Here is a 23,587-nt window from a genome sequence, read left to right as displayed (position 1 = left end):
TTTTGGGATTTTCCCCGTTATTATTCTATTATTTTTATAAGTTCTGCAATCGTATTTTGTGGCAGACTGCATGTTTTATTTCTACAAAGGTATGCTTTTGAATTTAAACCTTTCCTATTTAATAATAATGGTAGACTGCTTGTTGTCCCACCTAATACGATTTTATTTGGAATGTAATGTTGATCTAGTTCTTTCCGATATGCTAATGCATCTTCACCAGTGATTGCGATCTCGTTACATCCGTATAATTCTTCTAACAATAATATTGCCCAATTTGAATAGGCAGAGCCATATGTCTTGATTTGTGGGAATACATTGGCAAATATTTGTCCTGATATTGATGTATAGTCTTCATTATCAAGTAGTAGTCCTATTTTTTTTAATTGACGGCATATTGTCGAGGTAGATGACGGAATGACATTATCCATGACTTCACTTTTACGTGCGATTAATTTCTCGGCATTGGATGCACTATAAAAGAAGGTTTTTTCATTCTTATCATAAAACAACTCAATCGTCTTATCGATCAATCCTTTAGCTTTCATTAACCACTTTTCTTCAAATGTAGCTTCGTACAATGCTGTAAATGCCGCTATGGTAAAAGCATAATCATCAAGAAACCCAGGGATACTGCGATTGGTATCTTGAGGTTGGTGGAGCATACTGAAGTCAGCTGCAATCAGTTCATTATTTATAAATTCGGCATTCTGTAAAGCTAAATCTAAATATTCTTGTCGGTCAAATACGCGGTATGCATCGATTAAACCATTTAAAAGCAATGCATTCCACGTTGCCAATTGCTTATGGTCAAGTCCTGGATGTACACGTTTTTTCCGGTAATCAAATAATTTTTTCTTTATATCTCGTAAATAATTTTCCCATTCATCAGCGGTATAACCTGCTTCTTGCGCCAGTTTATCAGCTTCGATGTCGCTAATCAAGATATTGGTATGTTCTTCTTCCCAATTGCCCTGTTCCGTGATATTGTAGTGCGAAATGAACAGATCTGCATCAGCACCTAATACCGCTTTGATTTCTGTGAGGGTGAATGCGTAGAATTTACCTTCTACACCCTCGCTATCGGCATCTAAGGCAGAATAGAAGCCTTTGTTAGGAGCCAACATTTCGTTCTTTGCCCATGTGATTGTTTCTTCTACAACGCGTTTATACAACGGGTTTGGATTTTGTTGATATGCTTCTGCATAGAGTGAAATGAGCTGCCCATTGTCGTACAGCATTTTTTCAAAATGGGGGATATGCCATTCGCTATCGACTGAATAACGAGCAAAACCTCCACCAATATGGTCATAAATACCTCCAGAAGCTATTTTTTGTAAGGTGAAGTGAACGTGATCTAGCGTTTCTCTATCGTTAGCCAATACCGCATAGCGTAACAGAAATGCCCAATTGTTTGGAAGTGGAAATTTTGGACTTCGATGATATCCGCCATCGTTTACATCGAATAGTTCTTTCCAAGGTTTAATGATCTCTTCTAAATCTCCTTTGGTATACTGTTCAGGTATAGGGTTTATCGGCAATCGTTCACTTTGTTGAATACCTTTTGTCAATTTGTCAGCATATTCCAACGCTACAGCAGGTTGTTCTTCCCACATTCGCGCAATTTGAATCAAAATATTCTGCCAATCATGAGATTTGAAGTACGTGCCACCATAAATGGGTCTCCCATCGGGCAAACAGATGCAGTTTAATGGCCAACCTCCAGCATTCGTCATGAGCTGTACAGCAGTCATATATACTTGGTCGATATCTGGACGTTCTTCTCGATCTATTTTAATGGGGACGTAAAACTTATTCATCGTCTGCGCGATGACATCATTTTCAAAGCTTTCACGTTCCATGACGTGGCACCAGTGACATGCAGAATAACCAATACTGATGATGATCAGTTTATTTTCTTCTCGAGCTTTCTTTAGCGCTTCTTCACCCCATGGCATCCAATGCACAGGGTTGTGCGCATGTTGCTTCAGATACGGTGAATTTTCAAATTGCAGTTGATTTGCCATATCCGAAGGTACAAAAATGAATTATACTATGGTATTTAAAAGCGATGTCGTATTGGAGCTTAAGCTGTTAAAATCAATACCATCATCGAGTACCAAATGTACAACCTGTGATGTTGATAAGGGGATTGACTCATTACTGACGTATTCGATGAAGTCAGATAATCCAGGATTGTGCCCAAATATAAAAAGGGTATTGATATGAGGAGGAACTTGGTTTATTAATTTTAGGATATCCAAATAACTGGCTTCATAGAGTTTATCTTCTTGGATTAAGGCAATCTGTGGGTATTTAATCGCCTTGATAAATATTTCAGCAGTTTGATAAGCTCTTTCGGCTGAAGATGTAATGCAGAGTGTTGTTGAATCGGCTTGCATTTGTAATGCGAGGTGATTGGAAACGCGTTGTGCTCTTTCTATGCCTTTGTCTATTAAGATACGGTCAAAATCTCTTTTAGAGAATGACTGTTCAGCTTTGGCATGACGGACGATGTAAAGATTTTTAGCCATAGTGCGCTTTGTTCATATAAATATAGCTAAAAAGAATTTATATAAGGCAACATGATTGAAAATTTAATGATATAATAATGCAGTTTTTATGTCTAACTTTAATGTAAGTTGTATTTTAGAAAAGTATATGTATAAACTATTCAATGATAAATATGTTCTTGATTTGTCGTTGAAAATTAGCTTCTAAATTTAATATTTTCTCTCTAAATGGTCCAAATAAGGTGATTAATTCTGTGTAGTTGTCAAGCATGTACTTTATTTTTTCAACAATAACTGTCTCATTATTAAAATCTTCAATCTTAAATTGTTCAGGTATTGGAACATCATGAGAATTTACTGCAGCATTACGTCTAGCAACTAAAAGCAATGTGCCATTATAAACTGCTTCTTTAGGAATTCTTTCAGGCCCCCCAAAAAAGCCAAAATCTATATATAGGAGACTTTTTCGAAATAATATTTGCATCTGTAATATATCCATATTTTCTAACGGGGTAAATTTCAAATCTTTCCTTTTTAAAAGCTTATTCATAATAATTGAAGGTTTTGAAGGATTATATAATATCGTCTTGCTTCGTTCTTCTTTTTTTAGAATTGGATTATCTTTTCTTTCTAAGAATGGTAAGCTGAGTGGTTCAACTAGGTAATAAGGAATTTTAAATGTTTTTTTTACATAAGCATATGCGAATTCAGATCCACATAAGTGCGTAACCTTATTGTCTGGAATAAAAGAGTCTGATTGAAATCTTCTTTTTGAGATGATTTTTAATAATAATTGTCTTATTTTCCAGAATGGTACTGGTGTATGAATTCTCCATTTTTGTTTTAAAATTGCTTTTACTCCTATAGGAAAAGTTTCAAATCCGTCGTAATGTTGAATTCCTAACCACCAAATGCATTTTTTTGAATGAGTGTATTTTCTTAATAATTTAGTGCTACTTTCTGGAGTAATAATTACATTATTACAATCATCTTCTATACTTTCTATAGGAAGTATCTGTGGCCGATAGATAGTATATCTAGGATTAGTGGTAAATTTATGATAATAGCATAAATAGGCATTGTAACCCATTTTATTAAGGTAATATCCTAATTGATGCAATGCCTCAGGACCTCCTGATAAGGATTCACCTGGGCATAATATGTATATTTTACTATTATTTTTTAGCTTAACCATTTCTAATTATCTTGGGATATCAATTGGGATATGTCCATCTATTTTTAAAATAAATTTAATCCAATTCTCAAAAGAATATTTCTGTTTTATATGTGTGTTTAGACTTTGATAAGGTTGTTCGTAAAACTTCTTAATTTCTAAATCAGATTGATTATTCCAGATCAATATATTATCTGGTGTATAAAAGTCGTACTTTGAAATATTGGGATTAGTTGTGATGAGTTTCTTATCATATCCTATTGATTCAAAAATCCTAAAGGATAATCCATCGTGAAGTGTGTTTTGAATGTCTATCAGTACTTCTGATGATAATACATTTTCTAAATTCTCCTCATAAGTTATGGCATTCTTTTTAAATTCTAATCTTTTTTCTTTAATTAAAGCTTTTTGAGTATTTGAACTTGAAGAAATTATTATTTCATTTGTGAAATTTAATCGTTCTAGACTGCTTTTTATTTTTGCTAAAACTTCAATCCTATCTTGGAAAAATGTTCCGAGATAATAGGTTCTATTAAAGTTTTCTACAATTGGAATTTCTCCCTTTTTAAAATAAAAGTTTGTACAGGCTATTGTTGATGGATGATTTTTTAAATCATCCTGTTCAAATACATGAAAAAAATCGAATAAGGGAATATAGCTTAATACATGTGGGAATCGAGATAATCCATCCCATTGATACGCTATTAATTTTTTCGTTTTGTGTTTTACTTTTTCAATAAATTCTATGGGAAATAGATCCGGCCTAATAAATAATGCATAATCAACATTATCTACGTTTTTTAAATCATTTTCTAATAAGGTTAGAAATGATTTATGTTTCAACTTTTCTTTATATGATCGGTCTTTTAAGAATACCTTTCTAATTAAATTATGAACTCTTTGAAGGATATTTTTATATTTAAAGGGCGTGTCTAATCTTTGTGACAAATCGATTACTTCAAATCCTTGTTCAAGTAATCCCGTTTTTATTGAATTACTGAAATTGAAATGTGTAGGCGCACCTAAAATAATTTTCTTTTTATTAGTCATAGTTCTTGTTTAAACGAATTGTATTGCTAAAATGTGACATATTATTTTCAATAGGGATTTCTTAAGAGCTAATTTAAAGTTTTCTTTCTACACGGAGAAAACTTACTTTTGTAAATTCTGTTCGTAAACTATTGATAAATGAATAAATTGAAGCCAAAGCTTATTCTGGGTATGCCCAGAACTTTTAGTATCTATAAAGTCATGGTTGACAGGTTAGAACAATTGGGGTTTGAGGTAATCGATATTAGCTATGATGACGATGTCTTTAAGTACAAAAATTTATGGGATCGTTTTGTTAACCTTTTTCGAAAATCAATCTTCAATGATAAGGGATATAAAAATAAATTAAAGTTCAAATCACTAGGAAATGCTGTATTAAAAAAATTAGAGCGGATAGAAGGGAAAGCTGATTATTGTTTATTGATTCGAGCGGATATTTATCCAAAGGAAGTCATCGAAGAAATTTGTTCGAAGTCTAATAAAGCAATAGCCTATCAATGGGATGGTGTCGAGAGATATCCTGCTATAAAGCCATTGATTGGGTTATTTGATCGTTTTTATGTTTTTGATAGAAGGGACGCTAGTTCTGAGAGCTCTAATTATTTGTCAGCTACCAATTTTTACTTTGGACATCTCAATCATAAAGAGATAATACCATTGAAGAAGACATTTTTCTTTATTGGTAGTTTCATGAAATGTAGATGGGAGGAAATCCAGAGAACAGCAAAATGTATCATTCAAAACGACGGTATTCCAAATTTTCTATTATTCACTAAGGATGAAAATATCACAAATCATTATACGTGTGATGGAATAAAGTTTATAGATACTCCTATAAATTATGAAGAGACGATTAAACTAACTTTAGAAAATCAAGTTGTAGTCGATTTTTTAACGAATGTACATACAGGTTTATCATTTAGGGTATTTGAGGCAATTGGATACCAACGGAAATTAGTAACCAATAATGTAGATGTGAAGAATTACGATTTTTATCATCCAAATAACATTTATATTCTAGACAATGAAACTCGTTCTTTAGCTGATTTTATAAATGAGCCCTACATTGTAATTGAAGATGAAGTTTTACAGAAATACAATTTTGACCGTTGGATCAAGAATATGCTTGAAAATTAGTGCGTTATTAGATTTTAGGAATTAGTCTATTTTGGCGACGTAATCATGCATTTTTGATGGCCTATTTTTCCGAGAGATTAAATACCTTGGTCACCCAATTATCTAAAGTATATTGATGATAGATTTCATCTGGAATCGGTACATATGGAGAGGATACAAAGTCCACACTTAGAGTACTATGCTCATCATTGAGTACCAAGATGTTTTCAGGTCTATAGAAGTCATAATGTACTATACTAGGGTTATCGGTTATCATTTTCTTTTCCAATGCCATGGCTTCGAAAACCCGAAAGCTTAAACCCGTTTGATCTTGTCTCATGAGGTCTAGAATAACACGCGTGTTATGATAAGCATCCAAAACATGGGTATGGGATATTGGTTTTCTGTGGAACTCACAAGCTGTATGTTTTGACTTTGGAAAAAAGAATTGGCGGAGCTGTTCTTTCCATACTTTTTTTCCAACAGTTACGATTTTAAATTTTAAATTTAGTTGCTGAAATCGATTAACGAGATCTTTCAAAATGATTTTTCGATTTTTATCGTAGGATGTTATGTAAAAAATATCCAGCTCAGGTACATTTTTATTACGATGAAAATCTACTAAATAATTGTAGTTCGTTAACTTTTCAAAGCCATGTTTTTTCACATCCTCATCCTCAAAAGAATAGACCTTATCAAATAAATGGAGTTTATCGTGAACTGGAAATCGGTCGAGGTTGTCGTAAAGGTAGGCTATCAGATGACTGGTATGCTGTTTGATATATTGAATCGTTTCATACGCTAGGGTATGTGGATTCATGATTAAAATTTGATCTTGATGTCCTAAAGATTTTAAAGAATCGCGAACATATTTTTGACGGTTTATATGTTTTAAATTCTTTCCTAGGAATATTTTACTGCATGTATTGGAAATTCTTTCAAAAATATTCGCATACTTATAATCCCCAATATTGATATGAGAAGCTGAGATATTTTTTTTTAATAATTCGTCAATAATATAGTGATCATAATGCCAGAAATCAAAACTTACAACACAGATTTTCATACTTGTTCTTTTCGCTTCAAAGATACATAAGTTTCGTGCACGCTCAAACTTTGTAAATAAGAAAGATCCAAGCCGTGCTTTCCATCCAGTATACCTAATTTGATGATGTATGCCTTAAAAAATCTGAAACTTGTTTTCCCAAAATGCGTAAGTATATTGTATCTTTTATGGTTTGAATAAAGTTCTTGTCCTTTTAAAACGCCATAGTGAATCATTTTGTCTTTATAAGATTTATAATCAGAGAAGGAATAATGGAGTAACTTATGCTCTAAAATGCCTGTAGTACCATTGACATTTAAAGTTTCATGCACTTTTTTCAGGGTACAGAATTTCGCTTTAGACTTTTTGAAAAGTCTAAAATTCTTGTCGTTCTGAGTTCCAGAAAACCTTATTTTTTTATTACAAAAGAAAAATGTTCTGTAGACATAATAAGCGTCTAGTGCCCTTGGGTTATTTATTGTTTCATTAATCTCTTTCTGTAACGGTTTCGTCAATCTTTCATCAGCATCTAAAAATAGTATCCAATCATGTTTGGCGTAGGAAATGGCTATATTTCTCTGTTTTGTAAAATCCTCAAATTTGTGTTGATATACGCGAACTTTACTATTTTGCCTTGCTATATTAATCGTATTGTCCTTACTGAAAGAGTCTACAATAATGATTTCATCTGCAAAATCTAGGCAGGAGATTACATCTTGGATATTTTTCTCTTCATTATAAGTTATGACTAATGCACTTATCTTTTGATCCACTGTAGTTCGGTTATAATTTATAAAACTATGAATACATCATCTTCTAAATAATTGAAGAACATGTTAATATCTTATTGATAGAAATTTTATTAAATCTTCCAGCTTTGCATGATGAAAGCGGTAATGACTATTAGTACCCTTCTTCAAACTTCGCATGGACGATTTATTATCTTTTATATGATAACGAGGAATGTCTTCTTTATGTTACAATAGAAATGTTAATTTATGTAAAATGATTATTCACTGAAATTTGATACTTTTGTGCCATTCATGACTTCTAATTCAAAAAATATGCCTAAAGCTAAGATTTCAGTGTTTCTGATTACTTTTAACGAAGAGAAAAATGTCGGAAAAACCCTAGAAAAATTAACCTGGTGTGATGAAATCATTGTCGTAGACTCATTTAGTACAGACCGAACTGTAGAAATTGCAGAACAGTTTGGCGCTAAAGTGATACAGATGAATTTCGAAGGTTTTGGTAGGCAAAAACAAGCGGCATTGGATGCATGTCAATATCCATGGAAATTGTCCATTGATGCTGATGAGGTATTGGATGATAAACTGATATCAAGCATCAAACATATCCTAGAAAGTGATCAGGAGTATCAGGCATATTATATAAAAAGAAGACAGGTTTTCATGGGTAAAATATTCAGATATGGTGATGAGTCAGGCAGAAAGATTTTACGTTTAGTATCTGATGGTGCTCGATTTACAACAGATGCTGTTCATGAAGTATTGCAGACTAATGGAAAAATAGGTGTCCTCGAGGGCTATATGCTACATGATAGCTATGCTTCATATCATGCCTATGTTAATACCATGAATAGCTATACGACCCTTAACGTGGAGAAAGCATTAAAAAAAGGAAAGAATTACTCTTTTTTACAGGTTTTACTTAAACCGAAGTTTCAATTTTTTAGAAAATACATCCTAAATCTCAATTTTTTAAATGGTATTGAAGGATATTATTGGAGTAAGCTTTCGGCTTATTATGTTTTCTTGAAATGTTTAAAAGTGAAAGAGGCCTATCATAAAAGGAAACACGGCTAATTTCCCTTTAAAATATAATTTTCTAAGCTCTCATAAATTTTCTTCTTATCAAAAGATTGATGTACGAATTGGCGACCAGCAATACCCATTTTATGGCGAAGTTCTACATGTTGTAAATCTTTAACTTTTCCCACAATTTGTGGAATATTGTTCAATTCTGTTAGGAAAACTGAGATGTTATTCAAGACTAATTCAGGCGCACTACTGTTATTAAAAGCAATCACAGGTTTTTCTGCTAGTGAAGCTTCTGCTAATACATAGCCAAATCCCTCCCATAATGAAGGTAAAATGAAGATATCTAGGTCTATTAAAAAGCTCTTTGGAGAATCTGTGAATCCTAAAAAGTGAACATGCTTATCTGTACCTTTTTCATGGCTGTAGGCTTTCAGCTCCGCCTCTAATTCACCTTTACCTGTGATATAAATCTGATGGTTGATATCCTGCCGTGAAAGTTCTACTGATAAGTCAATCAGCAATTTTTGGTTCTTTTCAGGAGATAGTCTAGCGAGAGTACCTATTATGAGTTCATCTGATTGCCTATTTGGGACAATTTTTTGATAGGTTGATTGGTCAAATGCCTCTATGTCTATCGGGTTATAAATGATCTTGATCTTTTCTTCTGGAAATAATTGCAGGTTATTGACTAAGATCGTTTTTTTTGTAGCTAACGAATTTGCTAATACATCCGTTATATAATTTCCAAAAATACGCTGGTTTAAAAATGTATTTTTAATGGGAATAGCCGATCCTCTACGGTATATGATACGGGAAACCTTTGCTATATGTGCAGCATAAGCAGCAATCTTCAAGTCCTTTGGATTGTTGATCAACAGTGTTTCGAGTTTTAACTCCTTAAACTTGGCAATTAATGAATAGCGTTTTACAGGATTCAAAAAACTAAAATTTGTTAAATTGACCATTACAAAAGTAATCGCAGGATAATCAAGTAACTTTGTTCTTAATTTGCTGTCCTGATCGCCAAAAAAATAAACATCATGCCCCAGTTTAGCAAAATGAATAGCTGCTTCAAAGTGCCACTTTTCACCACCACCCCAAGTTTTTATAGAGTTAAAAAATCCTATTTTCATTACCTAAATTTTTATAAAGATTCATCCATTGCTCAGCCAATAAACCATCATTGAATCGTTGTGCATATTCCAAGCCCTTTTCACGCATTTCTTGCTGTTTTTCCGTGGAATTTAGAATGGTATCTACCGCTTCGCCCAACTGATTAATATCATTGGGGTCGACATAGCAGGAGAAGGGGCCACCAGCTTCCGGAAAAACACCTGATTTCGATGTAATCACTGGAGTTCCACTATACAATGCTTCAATAATCGGTATGCCAAAGCCTTCAAAAATGGATGGATAAACGAAAATTGTAGCAAGGCTATAAAGTACGGATAATTCCTGCATACTTAAGCCTTGTAAAAAAATCACCCGATCTTCCATTTGATGTTGCGTAACATAGGCTTGGATTTCCTTTGAATAAGACGTTTGTTTGCCAACAATAACCAAGGAAATATCCTTATCAACAATTGCTTCGACTATAGATAGCGCATTTTTTCGAGGTTCGATGGTCCCTACATTTAAGATAAATTCTTTCGGTAACCCCAGTTTGCTAATTAAGTCTTGCTTTTCCTGTTCCGTTTTAACTGTTTTAAATGATTCATGACATCCTTGATAGATGACTTTAATCTTACTCTCTGGGATATGAAAGAACGCGATGATGTCTTGCTTTGTCTGCTCACTTATTGCTACGATTTGATCGGCATGATCGCAGGCATATTTGAATTTTTTATGATAAAGGGTACGATCTATTTTTTTATAAAGTTCGGGGTAACGAATGAAAATTAAATCATGGATGGTCACGACCGATCTAATTGAAGTGTTTTCCAATCCTCTTGGAATTTCACCAGAAAGGCCATGGTAGATATCGACCTTGTCCAGATCAAGATCATTCACAATACGGCTTGAACGCCAATGGCTAGATAAGATGTTGTTTATAAAGCCAGTAGGTTGCTTAACGATATCACTCGGAACCAAATTATTATAATGGGATTTTCCAAGTTTTGGTGTATACAATAAATAGGTTTGTTCAGGATAATACGTACGGAGGATACGAATCAGATCACGACTGTAATTTCCTAAGCCGGTCTGATTATGAAAGAAACGTTTTGCATCAAATCCTATTTTCAACATCTTTATTATACTATAAAATTTAAAAGGGCAGCAGCTGTTTCCCCTTTTAAATAATCTGTTTGATTTTGTTAATAATCATTTCCGGAGTGACCAGATCAATCGCTTCTATCCCATCACAATTACAAGCCTTGTTGCCATAAATTGAGTTAGGTCTATTTGGATGCGCTACTTGGATGCAATCATCTAAAGATTGTCCGTGCCCCAGAAAACCTGCAAACGGGTGTGTGGCTCCCCAGATAGATATGCAACGGACACCCATTAATGAAGCCATATGCATACCCGATGAGTCCATACTAATCATTAGGTCCAAATTAGCAATTAGTGCTAATTCTTCTTTAAGCGTGAAACGACCGATGGTGTTGTGTACATTAGGATATAGCGCTTGCCATTTCTGTGCTTGATCTTGTTCCGTTTTACCTCCACCGAATATAAATATATCAACGTTTTTTTGTGATAAATTAGCAATAACCTCCTGCATTTTTGCAAGAGGAAACACTTTATATGGATGTTGGGCAAAAGGTGCAATCCCAATCTTTTTACTTCCATCATCTGAAAATAAAGCATGTGCTAAGTTGGGTAATGGCAATTTTTTAGGCTCCAGTTGATGCTGTAAAACGAATTGAAAACCCAATTGACGAAAGACATCTGCATAGCGTTCAACAGTAGGTTTCAACGGAGTTAAAACTTTGTTTTTCAACCGCGTTAACATCTTTTTTTCTGCACGACCTTTATCCAGCTGTTTCACTTGTAGGCCAGAGCGTTTTAATAGAAAGGCTAAGATGCGTGATCTCAGATTAAAATGTAAATCTGCTAGTGCGTCAGCCCCTTCTAAAGCTAATTCTTTTTTTAGAGCCAATATTCCCTTCAGGCCCTTATGTTTATCTTTAGGATAAAAGGCATGGAATTGCACATTGGGAATGTTCTCAAAGAAAGCTTTAAATAGCGGACGACTTACCATAATAATTGATACCGAAGGAAATTGTTTTACAAATTCCTTCAATACAGAAGCCACCATGGCAACATCTCCCATGGCAGAAAAACGAGTAACAATTATTTTAGAAGGTAAAGCCATTATTTTCCAGCCTGATATAAAACCGGATTTAAACTCGGGTCGTTATACATTTTCATCTGCTTGTATACTTTCATGAATTTCTTGCCTGCTTGAATATCCGATAACAATTCATCAATACTTTGTGATAGATCGATACGCTGCTCCAATAAGATGTTCAATTTGATTTGACAAGCGTCGATATGAGTTTGTTCTACATCTTCACGTCTTGTCTCTTGCTCCATATGGTAGATCTTTAAGGCTAAAATAGACAAACGATCAATCGCCCAAGCTGGACTTTCGGTATTGATTTTAGCCTCTTCCTTTGGAGTAACTTCTTGAAATTTTAATAGATAATAACTATCTATATATTCCACGGTATCTGTGCGGTGTTGGTTAGATTCATCAATTCTCCTTTTCCAATATAAAGCTACTTTGGGATCTATCTGTGGATTTCTGATGACATCTTCCATATGCCATTGGACGGTATCAATCCAACATTTCATATACAACAAATGTTCTAGTGATGACGATTCAAATGGATTTTGAATGACCTGGTCAATTTCGTTTTCAACATGGTAATCTGCGATTGCACGTTGAAAAATAGTGTTAGCTAATGCACTTATCATAGTGCAAACTTAGATAAATTTGTTTTATTTACAATCTTAATTGCGTCATTAATAAAACTAATTTATTTGTTAGAATCTGTTTTCAAAAGATCCGCAGGATTGCTTCGCTGTTATCGCGCGCTCCGCTGCTATCCAGCATTATTTTATATCCAGAATATCAGTATAAAAGATATTGAACCTATTTTAAGAGATTCAAAAGTAAACTCGGGTATAATCCCAGTAGAATGACCAAGATACTTAATGCAACAGCAATAAATAGCAGTAATCCGTTGAATTTGGATAGCGCAATATGCGTTGGAGTCTCTCTTAAGAATGCTTGTAATGGAATTTTGAAGTAAAAGAATAACGAAATTACGGAGGTTAAAGCACCTACGATAAGTAAAAGTAACAAGGAAACTTCCTGTGCGGTTTGATACTGTTCGAAAACTTTAGAAAAAACAAGCAGTTTCCCGATAAATCCTGCAGTAGGAGGGAGACCAATCAAGGAAATCAACAAGATAGAGAAGCTCACGAAGATGATAGGGTACCTTTTACCCAAACCTTTATAAGACGTGATATTAGTTGTTCCAAGTGATTGCTCCAATTGATCTATAAATATGAAAACCGCAATATTCATCAGCGCATAAATGGCGAGATAGAACAGCATGACATTATGATCCTCTGGTGTATAGACAAGCGATACCATCAATAATATACCCGTATGTCCTATAGATGAATAAGCCATCATCCTTTTGACATCTCCTTGCTTTAATGCTGCTAAATTTCCAATAAGCATAGTGGCAATTGCAATGATGATGATAACGGTAGTCAAGAATTCTGAATAATAGAACGGACTAGCAGTCCAGCTTGCCAATAGGCGGGATAAAAGTACGAGCGCACCTATTTTTGGTACCGTTGATAGATATGCTGTGATAGGCGTTGGTGCACCTTGATAAACATCAGGACTCCAGACATGAAATGGAGCAAAGCTCAACTTAAACCCGATACCAGTAAGTAAAAAGAGAAAAGCAATACTCGTCATGATTTTAGGAGCTTCAATGAGTCCTTGAATATGTTGTGCAGAATCGAAATTCAAGTTTCCCGTGAAACCGTAGATCAGCGATAATCCATACAACATAACTGCTGCACAGACAGAACCAAAAAGTACATATTTCATGGCTGCCTCAGCTTCAAACTTCGTTTTGGAAAAGTAACCTACCATCACGTAAGAGCTGATCGATACCGTTTCGATAGCGATAAATAGCAACAACCAATTGCTACTTAAGGTCAATAAGTATAACCCTAACGTTGCTGTGATTAAAACAGCATATAGATCTGCAATGGGACGTTTTTGCTCGGTAAATCGCTGCTGAATGAAAATAACGATCAACAGGGTGGATAGCGATATGATGCCCCGAGATAGGATAGACAACTTATCGATTTTTATCATGTCAAAAAATCCAGACTGCCCCATCCCGAAATGCAGTTGCCCAAATAGAAAATATAAGCTGAATAGCAGTCCCACTATGGTAACAGCAAATGAACTATGTTTCCATATTTTATCTACAAATAAGCTACAAACAATACTGCACACAAAAGCAACCATAAGGGCAAGTTCCGGCTTAAACAAGGGAAGGCTTGCTATGATATGGTTTAAGATTGACGAAATTGAAGAAGCAAATGCTGACATTTTATTAGTTATACTGTTGAATAAAAGCAACCAAATTTACAACCGAAGCATTCATTTGATCAAATACTATAAAAGGGCATATTCCCAAGATCAGCGCTAGGGCTAATGTTGGAAATAATATAAGCTGTTCTCGTGCTGTTAAATCCACTAGTGCGGTATGCCATCCTTCACCTCCTTTTAATCGGGTTTCCCCAAAAAACATCCGTTGTAATGTCCAAAGTAGATAAACTGCACTCATCAGGATTCCAATAGATCCAGCAATAGCCATCCATCGTGGAAGGCCCGTACCTAAACTTGCCGAATTGAAAGTACCGATAATGACAAATGCTTCCGCTATAAATGCTGAAAAACCCGGTAAACCTAGAGAAGCAAAGAAAGCAATCGCAACATAAGCAGTGTATTTAGGCATGATATTCGCCAATCCTCTAAAATGTGGGATATAACGATCATGTACACGGTCATAAATAACCCCTACTAAAAAGAATAAAGCAGCAGATAGAAAACCATGGCTGATCATTTGAAACATCGCTCCAGAAATACCCTCTGCCGTAAAGGATGCTAAACCTAATAATACGAAACCCATATGCGAAACAGATGAGTAAGCAATCATGCGCTTTAAGTCTTTTTGTGCTAAAGCATTAAATGCACCATATAAAATGGACACAACACCAATTAACCCCAGCCACCAATTACTAGCTGCAGCGGCATCAGGAAAGATACTGAAACAAACGCGAATGATGCCGTAACCACCAATTTTTAAAAGAATACCCGCAAGGATAATCGATACAGGTGTCGGAGCCTCAACGTGAGCATCAGGAAGCCAAGTATGCAACGGCACTATCGGAACTTTAATCGCAAAAGCAAAGAAAAGTACAATAAAGCCAATCAAACGTGCTGATATCCCAAAAATCTCTTGATAACCATCGATAGCAAAAATAGAACCTGCTACAAAGTTGTCTGGATTCATCATATGAATCATATTAAACGTATGGGCACCCGTTATCGGATTAATGACGGAGAAATAGAGTCCCACGATAACCAAAAGCATAAAAACAGAACCTAGCAACGTATAGATGAAAAATTTCATTGCCGCATATTCTCTTCGCTCTCCTCCCCAAATTCCTATCAAGAAATATAAAGGAAGTAACATCACTTCGTAAAATAAGTAGAATAAGAAAAAATCCAGCGCACAAAATATACCGATGACTGCCATATTCAATAGCATAAGCAAAGCAAAGTAACCCTTTACACTTTTCTTCATATTCCAAGAAGCGCCTATAGCCATTAGCATGACAAACGTACTTAAAACCAATAAAGGCATGGAAATACCATCGACACCAAGTAAATAATCGATCTCCAGTTTACCAACAGCGCCCAAGTCAAGGCGAATCCAAGACAATTGTTCAACCAATTGATAGCCTTCAAGCGTATTGATACCCGTTGGAGTGGGATCAAAGGAAAAGTAGGCCATTCCTGCTAACACAAATTGTATGGTCGTTAAGGCGAGGGCAATGTATTTATAAGAATCTTTGAAGCGAGTAGGAAGCGCCAGTATGAGGGCTGTTGCTACAAGCGGTAAAAAGATCAATAAGGATAGTGTAGGCATTTCTAACGTAATAAAAGATAAATTAAACCAACTATAACAAGTAGGAATACAGAATATAAATAGGTCTGTAGCTTTCCGTTTTGGGTCGATCGCGCAAAATTTCCTAATATAAGTGCGATTTTACCAACAGCATTAACAAGACCATCAACAATATTTTTATCCAGCCAGTGACTGAAGTGAGCCAAATGCTGTATGAATCTTGTGAAAATATGGATAAAGCCATCAACGATGTTTCTATCCAACCAGTAAGAGAGTTTACTTAAATGCAGTACACCACTTACAATAACTTTTTCATTGAATTGATTGAGATATCCCTGATTTAAGGATAGACGATTAGCAAAACTATGTGCATTCAAAGGGTACAATCCTTGGACATACCATCTCCACGCAACAATCCATGCGGATAATGCGCCAAGGGTTAAAACCACTGGGATCACCAAATGAGCCGTGTGATTAGCTTCGTAAGGGTAGTCGACCAATAATCCATCCATCACCCAAGAATCATGATAGGAGATTGGATTGATGGAAAATAGCGGGAAGAAACAACAGATCCCCAAAAAATACATCGGCCATAACATCAGTTTTGGAGATTCCCCTAAAGGTGAAAGAGATCCAACAAGATGTTTAATGCGTAATGTTCCGAAGAATGCTTTGAAAATAAGGCGACCAATGTAAAATGACGTCAAAATACTGACGATAATTAGTGCAATTGGGACTATTTGAAAAATAGGCCCATGGGTAGAAGCCCATTCGAAAGCTGAAATAATAATACTGTCTTTCGATAAATATCCTGAAGTTAATGGAAAGCCTGCCAGCGCTAATGAAGCGATAACCATCAAAATACAGGTTTGCGGCATATATTGACGTAGTCCCCCCATATTTCTTAAATCCTGCGGATCAAAATCAGCCTGACTATGTGCTTTTAGGTGCGACATTTCATGAATCACAGCTCCAGCACATAAAAATAGTAAACATTTAAAAAAGGCATGTGTCAATAAATGGAAAATTGCGGCATCCCAAGTACCAATACCAATTCCAACCATCATATACCCCAATTGTGAAATGGTAGAAAAGGCTAGTATTTTTTTGATATCATACTGTGCTAAAGCAAAATATGCAGCAGTAATAGCGGTTATACTGCCGATTATAGTTATCATCAAGCGTACTGTTTCATTGAACAGCGGGAATAAAGTACTCATTAAAAATACACCGGCAGCAACCATGGTCGCCGCATGTATTAATGAAGAAACCGAAGTAGGACCCTCCATCGCGTCGGGTAACCATACGTGTAATGGAAACTGTGCCGACTTCGCCATGGCACCAAGGAAGAAGGAGATTCCAGCGATGGTCAGCCAACTAGCGTCCATACTATTGTGTGGTGATACCCATAGACCATATTCAACGGTTGTAAGATCGATTAAGCCTCCAGTTTCAAATAAACTGACCAGATTTAAAGTGCCAAATTGGGAATAGACGATAGCAATACCAATCAGGAAACCCAGATCACCAATGCGGTTGACTAGGAATGCCTTTTTATTGGCTTGCACAGCGGATTCTTTCGTGAACCAAAATCCTATCAATAGATAAGAAGCAAATCCTACAAGCTCCCAAAAGATATACATGAGGAGTAAGTTGTTCATGATAACAAGACCAAGCATCGCAAAACAAAATAGACTCAGATACATCCAATAGCGATGTATTCCTGTATCACCGTGCATGTACGATTTCGAGTAAATATGGACCGGAACAGCAATGGTAGATACCAGAAATAACATGAGCGAAGTCAAGTTATTCAATAATATACCAACCGTAAATGTACTTTGCCCAATTGTAAACCACTCGATTTCGGATGTTAGTGGAGCATTATTCCATACCTGGAGGAATGTGAGTAAACTGCAGATAAAACTGACCCCGATAGCGATCGTAGCCACAAGACCTGTGGAATCTTTTTTACCTATAATTGCTTGATATAAAAATGCCAATAAAGGCATCGCTACAGTAAACAGTGCGGTACTAAGAGGCGATATGTCAAATATAATGTTCAATGCTAATCTTTTAATTCACGAATTTCATCCGGATTAATGCTTTTGTAGTGTCGGTATACGTTAAGGATAATCGCTAACCCTACTGCTACAGCAGCAGCTGCGAGTACAATAGCGAACAAAGCGAATATCTGACCTCCGTAGTTGACACTGTCATACTTTCCGAATGCAACGAAATTGAGAATGGCTGCATTGATCATCAATTCAATACCAACTAAAATCATAATGGCATTTTTCTTCGACAATACCGCATAAAGTCCGATACAGAAGATACAGGCAGAAACAACTAAGAAGTGTGTTAGTGTAATCATTTTTGTAAATCCTTTCGTGATAGATGCGATGCACCAATTAAGGCCATCATTAAGAAAATAGAAATTACTTCAAATGGGAGCACATACTGTGTCATAAACTTAAGACCCAATTGGTGTATATTATTGTCAGTGCTTTTGATGACCGTATTGTTTTGGATAGCGGCGGTTATCCATGCTGGAGTTGACTCCTGCCATTCGATGATGCCAAATAGCATGATACCTAAGAAAGCAATGATTAGAGGTGCTACTTTCCAAGTAGGTAAGGAGAATAAGGAACCTGTTGTTTGTTGCAAATCTTGCAGCAGCTCCTTATTTGAAAGCATAAAGGCAAATAGCAACAAGATTAAAACCCCACCAACGTAAACCATGATTTGGGTTATGGCCACAAAATCTGCTAAAGCAAATAAATAGAGTCCAGCCATGGCAAATAAGACGACGAAAAATAGGAATAGGGCGCGGGCTAAATTTTTCAAACTGACGACCAATAGGGCAGACCCTACGGCCAATACTGCGAATGCATAGAATAAAAAGAGTTCTAATGTCATTATTTTGATTTGGCTGCCTCCTTTTCAGCTTGAAATTTTGTCCAGTCAGATTTTCGTTCCGCAATTTGCTCTTCGGTCATATCCGAAAAGCCATATATTAAATCTGTTAATTTTGTGGTGCTGCGGTCATACTGATCGGTCATCGTAATGCATTCTGTAGGACATACAACCGTACATAATCCACAGTACATACATTTTGCCATATCAATTTCAAACTTTGCAGCATATAATCTTTTTACGCTTCCATCAGAAGTTTTACCGATAACCTCAGGAGATTTAATGGCTTCAATCGCAATACAATCTACTGGACAAGCTTTTGCACATAAATCGCAAACGATGCAATCATCAATCTCTACATCGAGTTGATAACGTGCCACCTCTGGAATGGGCATTTTAACCTTTGGATATTGAACAGTGGCAATACCATGCTGTTTATCAAAATAATTATCCTTCGTAATATCCAATTCTTGACGTGATTTCCGGGCGCCAAATAGATGCTTAACCGTCAAAGAAAGACCTTTGGAAGCAGTTTTTAATGCGTGGAAAACAGTTTTGAATATCATATTGAGCTAAACCTAAATTAAACAACTACTAAAATTCTCCAAATTGCGGAAATGGCCATACACAAGAATGCTAGTGGTGTTAACACCTTCCAGCATAGATTCATCAATTGATCTGCTCGTAAACGGGGCAATGTCCAGCGTATCCACATTTGGATGCCGACTAAAATGAGGGATTTTGAAAAAGTCCAAAATATTCCCCAAGCAAATCCTGTCGTCCAATCTGCCAATTTAACAACCCCCATATTGGGTAGGGGAGTATTCCAAGCACCTAAAAATAAGACAACACCCAACATGGAGACTAAGAACATCATCGCGTATTCTGCAAGAAACAAAAATGCAAACTGTATTCCTCCATATTCGGTATGGAAACCACCTACTAACTCAGATTCTGCTTCCGGAATATCAAATGGAGCACGATTACACTCCGCTAGCGTGGCAATGAAAAAGATGAGATAGGTAACGATCATATGGGGTGCCTGAAAGATATTCCAAGCGAATAGGCCACCAATATGATTAACGGACCAGAATCCTAGAAACTTGACTTCCTCTGTCGCATGTATACCTTGATTCGTGGCGATATCATTCAGATTCAGTGTCTGCGTCAACATCACAGCAGCGATCAAAGACAAGCCAACAGGGATTTCGTAAGAAACCATTTGTGCAATGGCACGCATGGAACCAAGTAAAGAAAATTTATTATTGGAACCCCAACCGGCCATTAATATACCAATAGCATCGATGGAGACAACGGCCATAATTAAAAATAAACCCGTATGTGTGTTGACCGGAATAAAATCTTGAGACCAAGGTACTACAGAAAAACCCGTAAATACAGCTACGAAAATAACAATTGGGGCTATTCGAAACAAAATGCTATCGGCCAAAAGAGGCGTGATTAATTCCTTCTGCAAAAGCTTTAAAATATCAGCAATCGTTTGGAGAGAGCCATATTTTCCGGTTTCCATAGGACCTAATCTATCCTGAACGAATCCAGCGATTTTTCGTTCTGCGTATACCGCAAATAACGTAAAAACCGCTATAAACATGAATATAGCGACAGGAACAAGGATATGGATGAATAAATCTAACAAATTTTATTTGTAATGATTATTAATAAGTGATTTCTAGTAGGCAAATTTAAGGAAAAGCTATGAATTTAGAGAAGGAAAATAAAAATATATACTGGTTTAATAGACATTTGTTATTGGAAATAAAAAAAGCATCTCGAAAGATGCTTTTTTTAAGTAATATTTTTTAAGATTAACGTTGTGTAATCTCTACATAATCACGCTCTGTTGGACCTGTATATACCTGTCTTGGACGACCGATAGGCTCTTTGTTTTCACGCATTTCTTTCCATTGTGCGATCCATCCTGGAAGACGACCCAATGCAAATAATACCGTAAACATTTCAGAATTAAAACCTAAAGCGCGATAGATAATACCTGAGTAGAAATCTACGTTCGGATATAATTTTCTGTCGATGAAGTATTGATCATTCAATGCCGCTTCTTCCAATTTTTTAGCGATTTCTAAAACAGGATCATTAACTCCCAATTTCGCTAAGATATCGTCACATGCTTTTTTAATGATTTTAGCACGAGGGTCGAAGTTTTTGTATACGCGGTGACCAAATCCCATTAAACGGAAAGGATCGTTTTTATCTTTTGCTTTTGCTAAGTATTTTTCTGCATCGCCGCCATCATTTTTGATTGCTTCAAGCATTTCGATTACCGCTTGGTTAGCTCCACCATGTAGAGGACCCCAAAGCGCATTGATACCTGCAGATACAGAAGCGTATAAGTTAGCATTTGATGAACCTACGATACGAACAGTTGAAGTAGAACAGTTCTGCTCGTGGTCAGCATGCAAAATCAATAACTTATGCATGGCATCGATTACAACTGGGTCAAAAGTTTTGTCTTGGTTGACTTCACCAAAAATCATATTTAGGAAGTTGTCGATATAACCTAAATTTGTTTTAGGATATACAACTGGGTGACCTAAAGATTTCTTTTGAATCCAAGAAACAATTGTTGGCATTTTAGCCAATAAATTGATAATCGTTTTATCTTCTTCTTCTTGTGTTGGATTTGGATTTAAAGATTCAGGATAAAATGCTGATAAAGCTCCTACAAGACAAGATAGCTGTCCCATTGGATGAGATTTTGAAGGAAAACCAGCAAAGAAGTTCTTCATATCTTCGTGGATCATCATTTGTGATTTGATATCCGTTCTGAATTGCTCTAAAACTGCTTTTGTTGGAAGATCTCCATATATCAATAAGTATGCAACTTCTAAAAAAGTTGATTTTTCAGCTAATTGTTCAATAGGATATCCACGGTATCTTAGGATACCAGTTTCACCGTCAAGGAAAGTGATTGCACTTTTTGCCGCTCCGGTGTTTTTAAAACCTGGATCTAATGTAATATATCCAGATTGATCTCTCAGTTTTGAGACATCAATTGCTTTTTCGTTTTCTGTACCAGTAATAACTGGAAATTCGTATGACGAACCATTTAAAATAATAGATGCTGTTTCAGACATAAGCTTCTTATGTTATCATGTGTTTATGCAAATGTAATAAAATTGATAGCTAATATACTAGATATTCGTAATAATAATGCCATAATGTATTCATATTTGACTTATTTTTAATTAAAAATCTCAATTATTACTAATTCACGCCATTTGTTTATCCTAAAGCATTTGTTTGGCAGAGAAGTTAAAAATTATAGGTTTGCAAGCATATTGTTGTCTGCGCATACTATTAATAAAGCCATCCTTCCGAAGGTTATAGCGCTTTGGAAGGATGGCTTTATTTGCTGTACGATGACGAGTAAGTCGACTGATTTTAATCAACCTGAAATCCGTATTTTTTGTATATGTTTTTTGCTGACGTCGATTGCAAATAAGCCATAAAATCAGTTGCTGCTTGCTTGTTTTTCGATTTCTTCAATTTTCCAGCCATATAGTTGGCGGTGATGTTTTCATGATCCGGGATGGTGATACTTTCCACTGGATGGTTAATCATTTTTTGAAAAAATGTTTCCGAATACCATACTGGAGCTACATCAGCCTGTCCCTCCAATATTCTTAATGGACTTTCACGGTGATGTATTTTGGTTAGATAAGTAGATTTATCAGCTACTTTTGTCTCCATAACTGCTGTTACGAGTTCTTCGCCACCAGCTTTTCTATAAGCTGTTTTTATTTGTTCACCTACACCTTCCCATGCCGGATTTGGCATGCTGATGCGCACGTCTTTTCGTTGTAAATCTTTTAAGGATTTAATGTTTTTAGGGTTTCCTTTTGGAACCATTAATGTCAATTTATTGGTCGCATAGGTCAATGTTTGGTCAAAGTAATCGGCCATTTCTGTAATGCGTCGTTTACCAGCAGTATAAACATCGGGCGTATGTGTAATCTTTAGATTTCCAATCGTAAGTGATCCACCCTGAATTTGTTTAGCCAAGATTCCTGGAGGCAATGTTTCGACAAAAATACGCTCATATTGTGGATACTCTTTTTTGAACGTTTTGATTAAATCATCAATGACCATGAACTGATTTCCAGCAAAGAAAATAACCAATTGTGGATTTTCGATTTCACCATAGAGATCAGGGATATTGTCGATACCCGGTATGGTGAAATTTACTGCGGATTCGGGCGGAGTATTCCATGGTGGGTGGAATTGATAATCTTGTGCGTATGCAAGGGGTGTCCCCAATAATAGGGCAAGTATAGTTTTGATGATAATTTTCATGATATCTTGTTTGTTTATGGTTTTACGATCGTCCATCCTTGGTGCGCTCTGATGACAAGTTCACCATTTCCACTAGGCACATAGCCGATGAAATCAAAAAGTTGTTCTTTTGTAAGGTTTCGTTCTTTAAGAGAATTGGTGCATTGTGCTACAACAACACCTCTTGCGATTAATTTTTTGAATTGCTCTTCATATTTTGAACTACTCTTTAAAAATGCTTCCGTTCCTCCTGAGAAGGCGATCAGTTCAAGTGTTAATTTCCCCTTTAGCCTTGGGTCGTCCAAGACATTGTTGATATTACGTATCGCTTTTTCAATCGTTTTTGGATCGTTGCTATCCAATTGATAAATGGCGTGATAGGCTTTTTTATCAGCTGTTGCTCCCTGAAAGGATGCATTTTTAAGTAATACTTCGTCTTGTGTTTGAGCCGATAGTTTTCCCATAGATAATACGGCAAGGATTAGAATGATAATCGTTTTATTCAT

General features: G+C 35.8%; 22 protein-coding genes. 2 read left to right on the top strand and 20 right to left on the bottom strand.

Annotated elements, in window-relative coordinates:
- Positions 1–20 precede the first annotated feature (20 nt).
- The 4 genes from KO02_RS18975 to KO02_RS18960 all read right to left on the bottom strand — a co-directional run bounded on the left by KO02_RS18975 (position 21) and on the right by KO02_RS18960 (position 4,734).
- Positions 21–2,024, bottom strand: coding sequence for a thioredoxin domain-containing protein (locus KO02_RS18975; protein ID WP_038700855.1), 2,004 nt, complete (start codon positions 2,022–2,024; stop codon positions 21–23).
- 21 nt (positions 2,025–2,045) lie between these two features.
- A complete protein-coding gene (locus KO02_RS18970; RefSeq protein ID WP_038700853.1) occupies positions 2,046–2,531 on the bottom strand; it encodes a SixA phosphatase family protein in 486 nt (161 codons plus the stop codon).
- A 136-nt stretch (positions 2,532–2,667) separates the two neighbouring features.
- Positions 2,668–3,705, bottom strand: a complete 1,038-nt coding sequence (locus tag KO02_RS18965; RefSeq protein WP_038700851.1) for a hypothetical protein — start codon at positions 3,703–3,705, stop codon at positions 2,668–2,670.
- 6 nt (positions 3,706–3,711) lie between these two features.
- The gene (locus tag KO02_RS18960; RefSeq protein ID WP_051960054.1) at positions 3,712–4,734 is read right to left on the bottom strand and encodes a hypothetical protein; all 1,023 of its coding nucleotides are present in this window, start codon (positions 4,732–4,734) and stop codon (positions 3,712–3,714) included.
- 138 nt (positions 4,735–4,872) lie between these two features.
- Between KO02_RS18960 and KO02_RS18955 the strand changes: the two genes are divergently transcribed.
- Complete coding sequence (locus KO02_RS18955; protein WP_038700849.1) at positions 4,873–5,871, top strand: hypothetical protein; 999 nt, start codon at positions 4,873–4,875, stop codon at positions 5,869–5,871.
- A gap of 61 nt (positions 5,872–5,932) precedes the next feature.
- Here KO02_RS18955 and KO02_RS18950 read toward each other — a convergent pair whose 3' ends face one another.
- A complete protein-coding gene (locus KO02_RS18950; protein WP_038700847.1) occupies positions 5,933–6,916 on the bottom strand; it encodes a hypothetical protein in 984 nt (327 codons plus the stop codon).
- On the bottom strand, positions 6,913–7,668 hold the full coding sequence (locus KO02_RS18945) for a glycosyltransferase family 2 protein (RefSeq protein WP_200878568.1): 756 nt from the start codon (positions 7,666–7,668) through the stop codon (positions 6,913–6,915). Before KO02_RS18945 ends, KO02_RS18950 begins: the two co-directional genes overlap by 4 nt.
- 291 nt (positions 7,669–7,959) lie before the next feature.
- Between KO02_RS18945 and KO02_RS18940 the strand changes: the two genes are divergently transcribed.
- Positions 7,960–8,721, top strand: coding sequence for a glycosyltransferase family 2 protein (locus tag KO02_RS18940; RefSeq protein ID WP_038702991.1), 762 nt, complete (start codon positions 7,960–7,962; stop codon positions 8,719–8,721).
- Here the strand turns inward: KO02_RS18940 and KO02_RS18935 are convergent.
- The 14 genes from KO02_RS18935 to KO02_RS18870 form a co-directional block, all read right to left on the bottom strand.
- Positions 8,718–9,809, bottom strand: a complete 1,092-nt coding sequence (locus KO02_RS18935) for a glycosyltransferase (protein ID WP_051960050.1) — start codon at positions 9,807–9,809, stop codon at positions 8,718–8,720. The genes KO02_RS18940 and KO02_RS18935 overlap by 4 nt on opposite strands.
- Positions 9,790–10,923, bottom strand: a complete 1,134-nt coding sequence (locus KO02_RS18930; RefSeq protein ID WP_235212290.1) for a glycosyltransferase family 4 protein — start codon at positions 10,921–10,923, stop codon at positions 9,790–9,792. Before KO02_RS18930 ends, KO02_RS18935 begins: the two co-directional genes overlap by 20 nt.
- Positions 10,924–10,969: 46 nt before the next feature.
- On the bottom strand, positions 10,970–11,995 hold the full coding sequence (locus KO02_RS18925; RefSeq protein WP_038700843.1) for a glycosyltransferase family 9 protein: 1,026 nt from the start codon (positions 11,993–11,995) through the stop codon (positions 10,970–10,972).
- The gene (locus KO02_RS18920) at positions 11,995–12,600 is read right to left on the bottom strand and encodes a DUF4254 domain-containing protein (protein ID WP_038700841.1); all 606 of its coding nucleotides are present in this window, start codon (positions 12,598–12,600) and stop codon (positions 11,995–11,997) included. Before KO02_RS18920 ends, KO02_RS18925 begins: the two co-directional genes overlap by 1 nt.
- A 178-nt stretch (positions 12,601–12,778) precedes the next feature.
- Positions 12,779–14,269: an NADH-quinone oxidoreductase subunit N gene (locus tag KO02_RS18915; protein WP_038700839.1), complete on the bottom strand. Its 1,491-nt coding sequence runs from the start codon at positions 14,267–14,269 to the stop codon at positions 12,779–12,781.
- 4 nt (positions 14,270–14,273) lie between these two features.
- Positions 14,274–15,875, bottom strand: coding sequence for a NuoM family protein (locus KO02_RS18910; protein WP_038700837.1), 1,602 nt, complete (start codon positions 15,873–15,875; stop codon positions 14,274–14,276).
- Between the two features lie 2 nt (positions 15,876–15,877).
- A complete protein-coding gene (gene nuoL, locus KO02_RS18905) occupies positions 15,878–17,920 on the bottom strand; it encodes an NADH-quinone oxidoreductase subunit L (protein WP_038700834.1) in 2,043 nt (680 codons plus the stop codon).
- A gap of 2 nt (positions 17,921–17,922) precedes the next feature.
- Entirely contained in the window at positions 17,923–18,228 is a 306-nt protein-coding gene (gene nuoK, locus KO02_RS18900; protein ID WP_038700833.1) for an NADH-quinone oxidoreductase subunit NuoK, read from the bottom strand.
- Positions 18,225–18,773 carry an NADH-quinone oxidoreductase subunit J gene (locus KO02_RS18895; protein ID WP_038700831.1) on the bottom strand — a complete coding sequence of 183 codons (549 nt, stop codon included), beginning with the start codon at positions 18,771–18,773 and terminating at the stop codon, positions 18,225–18,227. Before KO02_RS18895 ends, nuoK begins: the two co-directional genes overlap by 4 nt.
- On the bottom strand, positions 18,773–19,336 hold the full coding sequence (locus KO02_RS18890) for a 4Fe-4S binding protein (RefSeq protein ID WP_038700830.1): 564 nt from the start codon (positions 19,334–19,336) through the stop codon (positions 18,773–18,775). The genes KO02_RS18895 and KO02_RS18890 overlap by 1 nt, the downstream gene beginning before the upstream one ends.
- 17 nt (positions 19,337–19,353) lie before the next feature.
- The gene (locus KO02_RS18885) at positions 19,354–20,382 is read right to left on the bottom strand and encodes a complex I subunit 1 family protein (RefSeq protein ID WP_051960048.1); all 1,029 of its coding nucleotides are present in this window, start codon (positions 20,380–20,382) and stop codon (positions 19,354–19,356) included.
- Positions 20,383–20,596: 214 nt separating this feature from the next.
- Positions 20,597–21,883 (bottom strand): citrate synthase, encoded by a 1,287-nt coding sequence (locus KO02_RS18880; protein ID WP_038700826.1) that lies wholly within the window; start codon positions 21,881–21,883, stop codon positions 20,597–20,599.
- 307 nt (positions 21,884–22,190) lie between these two features.
- Positions 22,191–23,102: a molybdate ABC transporter substrate-binding protein gene (locus KO02_RS18875; protein WP_038702985.1), complete on the bottom strand. Its 912-nt coding sequence runs from the start codon at positions 23,100–23,102 to the stop codon at positions 22,191–22,193.
- A gap of 14 nt (positions 23,103–23,116) precedes the next feature.
- Positions 23,117–23,587 carry a DsrE family protein gene (locus tag KO02_RS18870; protein ID WP_038700824.1) on the bottom strand — a complete coding sequence of 157 codons (471 nt, stop codon included), beginning with the start codon at positions 23,585–23,587 and terminating at the stop codon, positions 23,117–23,119.

Origin of the sequence: Sphingobacterium sp. ML3W (genome assembly GCF_000747525.1) — a bacterium.
Taxonomy (GTDB): Bacteria; Bacteroidota; Bacteroidia; order Sphingobacteriales; family Sphingobacteriaceae; genus Sphingobacterium.
The sequence above is the reverse complement of the archived record's forward strand: the minus strand, read 5'-3'. Positions and strand labels throughout refer to the sequence as shown.